Source organism: Desulfotomaculum copahuensis (assembly GCF_001655685.1).
GTDB lineage: Bacteria > Bacillota > Desulfotomaculia > Desulfotomaculales > Desulfovirgulaceae > Desulfotomaculum_G > Desulfotomaculum_G copahuensis.
On record NZ_LYVF01000175.1, the window covers coordinates 23,909 to 35,555 of the forward strand.

The 11,647-nt window shown below is 60.5% G+C and carries 10 protein-coding genes; all 10 read left to right on the top strand.

What is annotated here, in order from left to right; all coding sequences use genetic code 11:
- Nucleotides 1-14 precede the first annotated feature (14 nt).
- The 10 genes from A6M21_RS13305 (at nucleotide 15) to A6M21_RS13345 (ending at nucleotide 11,599) form a co-directional block, all read left to right on the top strand.
- A complete protein-coding gene (locus A6M21_RS13305; RefSeq protein ID WP_345788105.1) occupies nucleotides 15-905 on the top strand; it encodes a Ppx/GppA phosphatase family protein in 891 nt (296 codons plus the stop codon).
- A gap of 76 nt (nucleotides 906-981) precedes the next feature.
- Complete coding sequence (gene spoIIE / locus A6M21_RS13310; protein WP_066669626.1) at nucleotides 982-3,435, top strand: stage II sporulation protein E; 2,454 nt, start codon at nucleotides 982-984, stop codon at nucleotides 3,433-3,435.
- Between the two features lie 137 nt (nucleotides 3,436-3,572).
- Entirely contained in the window at nucleotides 3,573-5,009 is a 1,437-nt protein-coding gene (tilS, locus tag A6M21_RS13315) for a tRNA lysidine(34) synthetase TilS (protein ID WP_066669627.1), read from the top strand.
- A 76-nt stretch (nucleotides 5,010-5,085) separates the two neighbouring features.
- Entirely contained in the window at nucleotides 5,086-6,909 is a 1,824-nt protein-coding gene (gene ftsH, locus A6M21_RS13320; protein WP_066669628.1) for an ATP-dependent zinc metalloprotease FtsH, read from the top strand.
- Between the two features lie 66 nt (nucleotides 6,910-6,975).
- Nucleotides 6,976-7,425 carry a nucleoside-diphosphate kinase gene (ndk, locus tag A6M21_RS13325; protein WP_066669629.1) on the top strand — a complete coding sequence of 150 codons (450 nt, stop codon included), beginning with the start codon at nucleotides 6,976-6,978 and terminating at the stop codon, nucleotides 7,423-7,425.
- Nucleotides 7,425-7,565 carry a hypothetical protein gene (locus tag A6M21_RS18825; RefSeq protein WP_161486074.1) on the top strand — a complete coding sequence of 47 codons (141 nt, stop codon included), beginning with the start codon at nucleotides 7,425-7,427 and terminating at the stop codon, nucleotides 7,563-7,565. Before ndk ends, A6M21_RS18825 begins: the two co-directional genes overlap by 1 nt.
- 129 nt (nucleotides 7,566-7,694) lie before the next feature.
- The gene (locus A6M21_RS13330) at nucleotides 7,695-8,087 is read left to right on the top strand and encodes a thioesterase family protein (protein ID WP_066669630.1); all 393 of its coding nucleotides are present in this window, start codon (nucleotides 7,695-7,697) and stop codon (nucleotides 8,085-8,087) included.
- 268 nt (nucleotides 8,088-8,355) lie between these two features.
- Nucleotides 8,356-10,116 (top strand): formate--tetrahydrofolate ligase, encoded by a 1,761-nt coding sequence (locus tag A6M21_RS13335; protein WP_066669635.1) that lies wholly within the window; start codon nucleotides 8,356-8,358, stop codon nucleotides 10,114-10,116.
- Between the two features lie 248 nt (nucleotides 10,117-10,364).
- Nucleotides 10,365-10,838: a DUF134 domain-containing protein gene (locus A6M21_RS13340; protein WP_066669637.1), complete on the top strand. Its 474-nt coding sequence runs from the start codon at nucleotides 10,365-10,367 to the stop codon at nucleotides 10,836-10,838.
- Nucleotides 10,839-11,074: 236 nt separating this feature from the next.
- The gene (locus A6M21_RS13345; RefSeq protein ID WP_066669673.1) at nucleotides 11,075-11,599 is read left to right on the top strand and encodes an HD domain-containing protein; all 525 of its coding nucleotides are present in this window, start codon (nucleotides 11,075-11,077) and stop codon (nucleotides 11,597-11,599) included.
- Nucleotides 11,600-11,647: the final 48 nt, after the last annotated feature.

Genomic DNA, 11,647 nt, shown 5'->3' on the forward strand with positions numbered 1-11,647 from the left:
TGAAATTGATCAGAGTGGCGGTTGTGGATATCGGCACCAATTCCACGCGCCTGCTGGTGGCCGACGTAACGGAAGGACGGAAAGTCTTGCCGGTGCAGCGGGAACTGGCCACCACCCGTTTGGGTGAGGGGATTACCACCGGACGGCTTCGTCCGGAGGCCGTCGGCCGGACCGTGCGCGTACTGCAAAACTACCTGGACATCGCCCGGGAGCGTAAAGCCGCGCTGGTGCTGGCGGCGGCCACCAGCGCCGTGCGGGACGCCGCCAACCGGGACGATTTTTTGGCGGCGTCCCGCCGGGCCGGTTTGACTGTAGAGGTCCTGAGCGGGCAGCAGGAAGCGCGGTTGAGTTACCGCGGGGTGTTGAGCGGCCTGCCGGTGGAGGAGGCTTCGTCCGTGGTCATGGACGTGGGCGGCGGCAGTACGGAGTTTATCTGGTCCCGGGACGGGCGGGTGCATTTCTGCAGTGTTGATGTGGGGGCGGTGCGCATCACCGAGGGCGGCTATGACCGGCGCTGGCTGGCCGGCAGGCTTGCCGCCCCGCTGCGCCGGGTGAAGGCGGCCGCCCCCCGGACGCTGGTCGGGGTCGGCGGCACGGTGACCACCCTGGCCGCCATGGACCTTGGCCTGGCGGTTTATGATCCGGACCGGGTGCACGGCCACGCGGTGACGGCCGGTAGGGTGAACTCCCTGCTGGACCAGCTGGAAAAGTCGGATCTGGAAGAAAGGAAGCGCCTGCCCGGATTGCAGCCGGAGCGGGCCGATATCATCCCGGCCGGAGTGCGCATCGTGAGCCAGGTGTTGAAGCAGCTGGCGCTGCCGGAACTTAAAGCGAGCGAGGCCGACATAATGCACGGTCTGGCTCTGGAGGCTGTCGAAAGAAAAAATGTATTGACCTACCAATAATGACAATTAATTGCCACCCGTTATACTATAATTTACAATTAAAGGAATCCGGTATTCTGATAAGGGGTGGCATTTGTTGTCTGAAGAAATGGAGGTCTATCCGTATCAGCGGGTGAAGTCCGCAGGCAAAAAAAAACGTCCCGTCCGTAAAAAAAAGCGCCTGTCCGCCGGCCGTTTCAGGTTTTCCGGCCGCTTGTTGAAGGAACTGACCTGGGACGCCAAGATGCCGCTTTTGTGTGCGGCCGGCTTTTTTCTGGGGCGGGTGATCCTGCTCGGGGAAATGGTGCCCTGCGCGGCGGCGTTTGCAGCCGCAGTGGCGCGGGTGTATCCGGGAGCCGGCCTGCCGGCGGTGGCCGGGGCCTGCGTGGGGCTGGCCACGGTAAGCCGTGGCCTGCCCCTGGCCGGCGCCCTGGCCACCGTGGTCTTGACCTGGGCGCTGGCCCGCGGGCTGCCCGGTGAAACGGGGCGCCCCTGGCTGATTATGCCGCTGTTGGTGCTGTCCCTGACTTTGATCGTCAAAACCGGTCTACTTGCTTTTACCGGTCCGGCTACTTATGAGTACATCGGTGTCGCTTTTGAGGCGCTGATCGCCGCCGCCCTGACGCTGGTCTTTTTACAGGCGCTGCCCGTGCTGGACAGGTTGTCCGGCGCCAAACCCCCTTCCGGGGAAGAGCTTTTTTCTTTTTCCGTATTGCTGGCGGCGCTGGTGGCCGGCACCGGTGAGCTTCAGATCGGACTGTTCACCTTGAAAGGCCTGCTCAGCCGCCTGATCATCCTGCTGGCCGCCCTGGCCGGGGGACCGGGCCTGGGCGCCGCCGCCGGGGCGGTGGTGGGCATTCTCCCCGGTCTGGTTTATACCGCCGCGCCGGCGGTGGTCGGCGCCTTTTCTTTTACCGGCCTGCTGGCCGGTCTGGGCCGCGGATTCGGCAAGGCCGGCGTGGCGGTGGGCTTTCTGCTCGGCAATATCATTCTGTCCGTTTATCTGGATAATTTCGGGGGCCTGGCCAAAGTGGCGGCGGAAACCGGCCTGGCCGTACTCCTTTTCCTGCTTGTACCGCCGGCACACGTCAACCGTCTGGCCGTTTCCCTGGTCCCGGCGGTCGATCCGGCGCCGGCGGCCGTCAAGGACAGGCGGGTGCAGGCGGTGGTGGCCGGCCGCATGCGCCACTGGTCACGCGTTTTGCACGAGCTTTCGCGCAGTTTTGATCAGGTTGCCTCCACCGCCCCGGCCCCGGGCGGCGTGCCGGAGGCCGGACTGCAGCCGCTGTTCAATGAAATCGGCGGCAAGGTATGCCGGGGGTGCGGCATGTACCGCACCTGCTGGGAGCGGGAGTTTTATCAGACCTACCAGGCGTTGCTCGAATTGTTCAGCCTGGTGGAAACCTATGGGCAGGTGAACAGCCGGGATTTGCCGGAAGTACTGAAAAAGCGCTGCTCCCGGCCCAAGGAAATGGCCATCACCGTGACCTGCCTTTATGATACTTATAAGGTAAACCAGTATTGGGCCGGCCGCCTTTCGGAAAGCAAGGAAGTGGTGTCAAACCAGCTGCGTGGCGTTTCCGAAATTATCGAAAACCTCTCCCACGAACTGGAATTCGATGTGGCCGGAACCGGCCGGGAGGAGGCGCTGCTGCGCCAGAAGCTGAAGCAGGCGGGCATTCCGGTTGCCGATGTGCGGGTGTCGCGGCCGGACGGGGAAAGACAGGAAGTCATGTTGTGCCGGCAGGCCTGCCCGGAAAACGGGGAATGCCAAAACCGGGTGGTTCCCCTGGTTTCCCGCTTGCTGGACGGGCGGTACACGCTGCCCGTAAATGACTGCGCCCTTTTCCGGGGGGAGGAGGGGATCTGCCGCCTGCGCCTGTACCCCGACCTGCCGCTGCGCCTGGTGGCGGGCGTGGCCAGCCGGGGGAAGGACGGGGTTTGCGGCGACAGTTACGCTCTTTTGCCTCTGCGGGGAGGCAAGTTTGCCGTGGTGCTCAGCGACGGCATGGGGGTGGGCGCGCCGGCGGCCGCGGAAAGCCGGACCGCCGTTTCCCTGCTGGCACGCCTGCTGGAATCCGGCCTGGAACATCACCTGGCCGTAAAAACGGTCAATTCAATCATGGTTTTGCGGGCCACCGGAGATAGCTTCGCCACTCTGGATGTCGCCCTGCTCGATCTTTACACCGGGGCGGGGGAATTTATCAAAATCGGCGCCCCGGCCTGCTTTCTCGTCCGCAACCACCGGGTAAGCACCCTGCAGGCCAGTTCGCTGCCGGTGGGAATCATCAAGGATATTGATGTCGCTTCCGTGGATAAAAAACTGCAGCCGGGCGACACACTGGTCATGGTCAGCGACGGTGTTCTGGACGCCCACCGGGGACCGGAAGACAAGGAGGACTGGCTCTGCGGCGTGCTGCGCGAGATTGGCGATCTGGCGCCCCGGGAAATGGCGGAGCTGCTCCTGAAACTGGCCCAAACCGGCGCCGGCGGGGAAAAACAGGGCGATGACATGACAGTGCTGGTGGTCAGGCTGGAAAAGGCCGTGTAGGTATGGATAGCGGCCCGCCGCCGGGGATACGATATATTTGCCCCTAAATTTTTCCGTCCGGAAGAAAAAATTAAAGGAAAATATTTTCCTTTGTGGAATTTTTCCTAGACATGATTCAGGCAGGCGGGTATCCGGCGATGGATTTGATGCGAAAAGTATGCGCCCTGATTGACGCCTTTCAGATGATCAAACCGGGCGATCTGGTGCTGGCCGGTGTTTCCGGCGGTATGGATTCGGTATCCCTGTTACATATATTGTGGAGTTTACGGGAAGAACGGCGTTTCAGCCTGCAGGCCGTCCACTTCAACCACCTGATCCGGGGCGCGGAAGCCCGGGCCGACGCCGGCCTGGTCCGGGAGTTGGCCGGCGCGCTGGGGCTGTCCGTCATTGCCGGGGAATGCGACGTCCCCGCCTACCGGTCCGCCCGGGGCCTTTCCCTGGAAGAGGCGGCCCGGGAAGCGCGCTATGCCTTTTTTGAACAGGCCTGCCGGCGTGCGGGCGCCAACCGGCTGGCACTCGGGCATCACGCCGACGACCAGGCGGAGACAATCCTGCTCAACCTGCTGCGGGGCGCCGGTCCGGCCGGTTTGAAAGGGATCCCGCCGGTCAGGGGGCCTTATATCAGGCCGCTGTTGCATGTCCGCCGGCGGGAAATCGCGGAATACTGCCGCCGGCACCGCCTGCCCTTCCGTGAGGACGCCAGCAACCGGCAGGATACCTATACCCGCAACCGCATCCGGCTGCACCTGATCCCCCTGCTGGAGAGCGAATACAACCCGCGCCTGGTGGATGCCCTGGTCCGCCTGGGGGAGATCTGCCGCGAAGAGGACGCCTATCTTGAAGAGCAGGCAGCCGGGCTTTACCCGGCGGCGCGGCGGGAGTCGGACGCCGGTGGAGCGGCCCTGGAGCTGGATATCGACGCCCTGCGCGCGGTCCCCCCGCCGTTGCGGCGGCGGATGCTGCGCCGGGCCTGGCGTGAACTGACGGGGTCGTCCGCCGATCTGTCGTACGGACATGTGCAGTCACTGCTGGGGATGCTGGACAACACCGCCGGCGGCCGGGCAGCGGTCCTGCCCGGCGGGGCGGAGGCCGTGCGGGCGGGCTCCCGGTTGTGTTTTTATTGCGGCGGCGGGCGGCCGGTAATGGTGCCCCCTTATTTTTACCCCCTGGCGGTGCCCGGGTGCACTTATATTCCGGAAATAAACAAAACCATCCGGGCGGAGCTGTCGCCACCCGGGCAGTCCCCGGATCCGTGCCGGCTGACCGCCGGCGAAGCGCTGCTGGACCGGGGAAAGCTGCCGGGACCGCTGTTTGTGCGCCGCCGCCGGGCCGGGGATCGCTTCATGCCCCTTGGTTTGGGAGAACCGGTGCGGTTGAAAAAATTCCTGAACGGCTGCGGTATTGCGGCCGGGCAGCGGGATTGTTTGCCCCTGGTGGTTTGTGGTGATGATATTGTCTGGGTGGGGGGGGTGCGTCCGGGCGAAAAGTTTAAAGTGACCCCGTTGACAAAAGAATTCCTCTATTTGAGAATAATGGAAGGCGGCGCTCCAGTCCAATCATTTAGCTTTATTTAATTGAAACACGGCCGTAATTATGCTAAAATCTTTATTATGAGCCGTGCGACTGGCCTTGGCGAGAGGAGTGTCTTTTTTGAGCAAGGTCTTGAAGAACTTAAGCATCTACCTGCTCATAGTGCTGGTAATCATCCTTCTGATTCGAGTTACCCAGCCATCCGCCCCGGGGGTTGAACAGTGGAACTACAACCAGTTCTATCAGGCCGTAAACCAGGGGCAGGTAGCCAAGGTGACTGTCCAGTCCAGGCCGACCACCAACCTGATCATCGGGGATACCAAGGACGGCACCCATTTTCAAGTGATTGCGTTAAAAACCGATACCCAGCTGACCAACCTGCTGCTGGAAAAAGGGGTGCCGATGAATACGGAGGAACCCCCGCCGCCGGGCATGTGGGCGAACATATTTACCAGCGTGCTGCCGATCCTGATTTTTGTCTTGCTGTTTTTCTTTATGATGCAGCAAACCCAGGGCGGCGGGAACCGGGTGATGTCTTTCGGTAAAAGCCGCGCCCGGCTGCATACCGATGAGAAGAAGCGGGTCACTTTCGCCGATGTGGCCGGGGCCGACGAGGTCAAAGAAGAGCTGGAGGAAATTGTCGAGTTTTTGAAAAATCCGAAAAAGTTTTCGGAACTGGGGGCGCGCATACCCAAAGGGGTGCTCCTGTTCGGCCCGCCGGGCACCGGCAAGACGCTGCTGGCGCGGGCGGTGGCCGGGGAAGCCGGAGTGCCCTTTTTCAGTATCAGCGGCTCGGACTTTGTGGAAATGTTTGTCGGTGTGGGCGCTTCCCGGGTGCGGGATCTTTTTGAACAAGCGAAGAAAAACGCCCCCTGCATCGTCTTTATCGACGAGATCGACGCCGTCGGCCGCCAGCGCGGGGCCGGCCTGGGCGGCGGTCACGATGAACGGGAGCAGACACTGAACCAGCTGCTGGTGGAAATGGACGGTTTCAGCCCCAACGAGGGCATCATTATCATTGCCGCCACCAACCGCCCGGACATTCTGGACCCGGCGCTGCTGCGGCCGGGGCGCTTCGACCGGCAGGTGGTGGTGGATATTCCCGACATCGTCGGGCGCAAGGAAATTCTCAAGGTGCATGTGCGGGGCAAGCCCCTGGCCAAGGACGTGGATCTGGACGTGCTGGCCCGCCGCACACCCGGCTTTACCGGCGCCGATCTGGCCAACCTGGTCAACGAGGCGGCGCTGCTGTCAGCCCGTTTCAATAAATCTGAAATCGGACAGCATGAGCTGGAAAACTCCATTGAACGGGTGATTGCCGGACCGGAGAAGAAGTCCAAGGTGATCAGCGAAAAGGAGAAAAAACTGGTTTCTTACCATGAGGCCGGTCATGCCGTGGTCGGCTACCTGTTGCCCAATACCGACCCGGTACACAAGGTGTCGATCATTCCGCGCGGGCGGGCGGGCGGCTACACGCTGCTGTTGCCCAAGGAAGACCGTTATTATATGACCCGGTCCATGCTCCTGGATCAGGTGACCATGCTCCTGGGCGGCCGGGTGTCCGAGGCGGTGGTGCTCAAGGAAATCAGCACCGGCGCGCAGAACGATCTGGAACGGGCTACGGAAATCGTGCGCCGTATGGTGATGGAATATGGCATGAGCGATGAACTTGGTCCCCTGACTTTCGGCCGCAAGCAGGAGACGGTGTTCCTGGGCCGGGATCTGGCCCGCGACCGCAACTATGGCGAGGAAGTAGCCTCGTCCATAGACAAAGAAGTGCGCCAGATCATTGAGAAAAATTACAACCGGGCCAAGGAAATATTGGAAAAACATATTGATACACTGCATCTGATTGCCAGGACACTGATGGAAAAGGAAACCATCGAGGCGGAGGAGTTTGCCGCCCTGATGAAACAGACCGGCGAGGAGGAGCACAAAGTATAGTGACCGGTTCCGGCAATGCCCGGAAGCCGGTATTCATCAACAGTGCCAATGTCAAGGAGGAACAAAATGGAACGTACATACGTCATGGTCAAGCCGGACGGCGTGCAGCGCCAGCTGGTGGGGGAAATAATTTCCCGTTTTGAAAGGAAAGGTTTGAAAATCGCCGGGTTAAAGCTGATGCAGATCCCGCGCTCCCTGGCCGAAGAGCATTACGGCGAGCACAAGGGGAAATCCTTTTTCGCCCCGCTGGTGGACTACATCACCTCCGGCCCGGTGGTGGCCATGGTGCTGGAGGGAAAAGACGCCGTCAGCACGGCCCGGGAAATGATGGGGGCCACCAATCCGCTCCAGGCGGCCCCGGGCACCATCCGGGGCACCTACGGCATGGACATCGGGCGCAACGTCATTCACGGCTCCGACTCGCCGGCCAGTGCGGAACGGGAAATCAACCTCTTTTTCCGCCCGGAGGAACTGGTGTCTTATGACCGCTCCCTGGATCGCTGGATCTACGAGTAATGCCCAAAAAGCTGTCCCTGCCCCGCCTGGTCTGGCGGCGCCGGCCCGAAACACAGGTGGCGCCGGACCGGCGGAAGAAAATCAGCAAGTACGCCTGCCGGAAAAGCAAAAGCGCCAGGGGAAACGAAACCCGGGATTAAAGCCCGGGTTTTTCGGTATTTAAAGATCTACCTTTCCGGCAATATTTATTTTTGCTGGTTTTTTGGTGGGTTTGCAGGAATTCTCTGATAAGGTGACGAATTTACAAAAAAGCGAAGAGGTGAACAAGGATGAGCAACCGGTTGACTCCCGGCATCACCGGCGAGGCTGTGACTGCGGTCGGCGAGTCCAACACCGCCGTGGCCTATGGCAGCGGGGGGGTAAAAGTGTTTGCCACGCCGGCCATGATCGGGCTGATGGAAAAAGCCGCCCTGACCTCGGTGCAGCCTTATCTGGCGGAAGGTTTGACCACGGTCGGCATCCGGGTGAATGTCGAGCACCTGGCCGCCACCCCCATTGGCATGCAGGTTTTCGCCACCTCCCGGTTGACGGAAATCGACGGCAAACGGCTGGTTTTCCAGGTCGAGGCCCGGGACGAAATGGAAATAATCGGGCGGGGCGTCCACGAACGGTTCATTGTAGCGGAAGAAAAGTTTTTAACCCGGGCGGCCAAGAAAAAATAATCATGTCCGGTTAAATTGGGGATATATTAAAAGAAACCCGGTCCGGGATGAAAATATGGGGCGGCGGGAGGAAACTTCTGCCGGCCGCGCGAATAAATATAATTGTTCTATGTTCGCTATGTTTTGCCGGCGGCCTGCAGGCTGCCTTTTAAATTAACTTGAACGGTAAAGGAGGAGAGGAGAAGGGGGAACCAATGCAGGGGAAATGACCCGTCATAAATGCATCAAGAGATTTTTTGAACCAAAAGAGAGGAGAGGATAAATAAAAATGGCTTACGATGCAACCAAAATGAAGGACTTTGAAATTGCCGAAGCTGCAGAGAAAAACATGCCCACTCCCGGTCAGTGGCAGGAGAGACTGGGCCTGGAGAAGGACGAGATCATCCCGTTCGGCCGGATTGCCAAACTGGATTTCATGAAGATCATCGACCGGTTGAAGGACAAGCCGGACGGCAAATACATTGAAGTGACCGCCATCACTCCCACGCCGCTGGGCGAGGGCAAAACCACCACCAGCATGGGCCTGGTGGAAGGGCTGGGCAAGCGGGGCGTGAATGTGGGCGCCGCCATCCGGCAGCCTTCCGGCGGCCCGACCATGAACATCAAGGGCACGGCTGCCGGCGGCGGCAACGCCCTGGCCATCCCGATGACTGAATTTTCCCTGGGTTTGACCGGCGACATCAATGACATCATGAACGCCCACAACCTGGCCATGGTGGCTTTGAACGCCCGCATGCAGCACGAGCGGAACTATGACGACGCCGAACTGGCCAAGCGCAACCTGCGCCGCCTGGATATCGACCCGACCAATGTGGAAATGGGCTGGATCATCGACTTCTGCGCCCAGGGCCTGCGCAATATCATTATGGGCATCGGTGGCCGGATGGACGGCTATATGATGAAATCCAAGTTCGGTATCGCCGTCAGCTCGGAAATAATGGCCATTCTGGCCGTGGCCAGGGATTTGAAGGACCTGCGCGAGCGCATCGGCCGGATCATTGTGGCCTACGACAAGAAGGGCAACCCGGTGACCACCTCCGACCTGGAAGTGGCCGGCGCGATGACTGCCTTCATGCGCAACGCGATCAACCCGACATTGATGAGCACGGTGGAATATCAGCCCGTGCTGGTGCACGCCGGCCCCTTCGCCAACATCGCCATCGGCCAGTCTTCGATCATCGCCGACCGCATCGCCCTGAAGATGTTCGACTACCACGTAACGGAGAGCGGTTTTGCCGCCGACATCGGTTTTGAGAAGTTCTGGAACGTGAAGTGCCGCTTCAGCGGTCTTATTCCGAACGTCTCGGTGATCACAGCCACCATCCGGGCGCTGAAGATGCACGGCGGCGGCCCGAAAGTGGTGCCCGGCCGGCCGCTGCCTGATGAATACGTCAAGGAAAATGTGGCGCTGGTGGAAAAAGGCTGCGAAAACCTGATCCATCACATCAATACAGTGCGCAAGGCCGGCATCAAGCCGGTGGTCTGCATCAACTCCTTCTACACCGATACCAAGGATGAAATCGCCGTGGTCCGCCGGGCGGCCGAATCCGCCGGCGCCCGCTGCGCATTGTCCGAGCATTGGCTCAAAGGCGGCGACGGCGCCCTGGAACTGGCCGACGCGGTTATCGACGCCTGCAACGACAAGGTCGACTTCAAGTTCCTCTATCCGCTGGAAATGCCTCTGCGTCAGCGGGTGGAAGCAATCGCCAGGGAAGTCTACGGCGCGGACGGCGTTTCCTGGACGCCGGAAGCGGAAGCCAAGGCCAAGCGGTTTGAATCGGATCCGGCCTACGCAGACTTTGCCACCATGATGGTGAAGACGCACCTGAGCTTGACCCACGATCCCACGCTCAAAGGCGTGCCCAAGGGCTGGACGCTGCCGATCCGCGACGTGCTGGTCTACGCCGGGGCCAAGTTCCTCTGCCCGATGGCCGGCGCGATCAGCCTGATGCCCGGCACCAGTTCCGACCCGGCCTTCCGGCGGATCGACGTGGATACGGAAACCGGCAAGGTGCTCGGACTGTTCTAAATAAACGGGAAGTTTTACAAGCAGACAAGAAGGGATTCCTGTACAGGAATCCCTTCTTTGGTGTACAACGGGCGGAATTTTTCCTGTTTTTAAGCAATGCTTTTAAAACCTAAATTATAACTAATTGTCAAATTGACATTGGTTCAGGCAGCGGCTATAATTTAAGATATTATGGACAATCAGGCGAAGTTGCCTGTCGCGGGTCCGGCGACGGATCCAAAATGAGCAAAAGATGGGAGTTGTGTATTATGTCCAGACCACCGAAATGCCGCCGGGTGGAATTTCTGCCCCGACTTACTTTCTTTAAACCAGCTGGTGTACCCCTGCGCGATCTGGAAGAAGTCGGCCTGACCGTGGAAGAGTTGGAAGCGATCCGTTTGAAGGACCTGCTGGGGCTGGAGCAGGAAGCCTGTGCGGAGAAAATGGGTGTTTCCCGGCCCACTTATCACCGCGTTTTGAGTGCCGCCCGGGCCAAAGTGGCTGAAGCCCTGGTCAACGGCAAGGCCATCCGGGTGGAGGGGGGTAACTTCCAGGTGGTGGTGCGCCGCTTCCACTGCGAGCAATGCGGTCATGAGTGGGAAGTTCCCTGCGGCCAGGGTCCCTGCGCTTCCGAGATGGCCTGTCCGCAATGCGCCGGCCGTGATGTTTACCGCATTGACGAAGAGGGCAAGCCCTTCAACTGCCTGCACTGGGAGCATGGTAAAAAGATGGAGCAGCTTTAGTTCCGGCATCCGTCCGGAAACGGTGCGGGTGCCTATAAGCAGTGAAATGCACCTGCTGCCGGATGCTTTATGCTTTTGCCCGGCGCCGGCCGCGGGGTGCCAAACACTGGATTTGTGCGGTTGGATGTCTTCAGGAGCAACCCGGTTTTTTGAGCGCACGGGCGGCGGGCCGGATTAAAGGCCGCCCGCCGCCGGATAAAGCCGGGTTTTTCATGTCCGGAAAGGGGGGGGCTGTCATGCACCGGGTTGAACGGATCATCAAACACCCCGTTTACCGGGAAGGTCTTATACGCAATGCGGACCGGGAAAAAGAGCGAATTTTTTGCCGTCACGATTTTCAGCATATGCTTGATGTGGCCCGGATCACCTATATTTTGTTGATGGAAGCGGGAGAAATGGACCGGTTGATGCGCGCCCACGCCCTGGACGGGTCTGAAGCGGTCCGGGAAGCGGTTTACGCCGCCGGCCTGCTGCATGACATTTCCCGCTGGCGGCAATACGACACCGGGGTTGATCACGCCGCGGCCGGCGCCCGGGACGCCCGTCCTATACTGCTGGAGACGGGGTTCAAGGCCGGTGAGACGGATGTTATTGCACGGGCCATCGCCGCCCACCGGCACGGCGGACCGGAAGGCGGACTGTTGGGACGCTTGCTGGCCCGGGCCGACGATCTGGCCCGGCCCTGCGCCTCCTGTCCGGCGCGCCGGGAGTGTTACAAGGCGGAGGATATGCCCGCTGTCCGGCAGGCACTGGTTTATTAGACAGTTGAATGGCGTGCCTGCCGCCGTCCGGCGTAAACCGTCCGGCTG

What these genes read in the sequence shown, in the direction of transcription:
- tilS (WP_066669627.1), top strand. Translation starts at nt 3,573, where the DNA reads ATGGATTTGATGCGAAAAGTATGCGCCCTGATTGACGCCTTTCAGATG.
- A6M21_RS13345 (WP_066669673.1), top strand. Translation starts at nt 11,075, where the DNA reads ATGCACCGGGTTGAACGGATCATCAAACACCCCGTTTACCGGGAAGGT.
- A6M21_RS13340 (WP_066669637.1), top strand. Translation starts at nt 10,365, where the DNA reads ATGTCCAGACCACCGAAATGCCGCCGGGTGGAATTTCTGCCCCGACTT.
- ndk (WP_066669629.1), top strand. Translation starts at nt 6,976, where the DNA reads ATGGAACGTACATACGTCATGGTCAAGCCGGACGGCGTGCAGCGCCAG.
- A6M21_RS13330 (WP_066669630.1), top strand. Translation starts at nt 7,695, where the DNA reads ATGAGCAACCGGTTGACTCCCGGCATCACCGGCGAGGCTGTGACTGCG.
- A6M21_RS18825 (WP_161486074.1), top strand. Translation starts at nt 7,425, where the DNA reads ATGCCCAAAAAGCTGTCCCTGCCCCGCCTGGTCTGGCGGCGCCGGCCC.
- A6M21_RS13335 (WP_066669635.1), top strand. Translation starts at nt 8,356, where the DNA reads ATGGCTTACGATGCAACCAAAATGAAGGACTTTGAAATTGCCGAAGCT.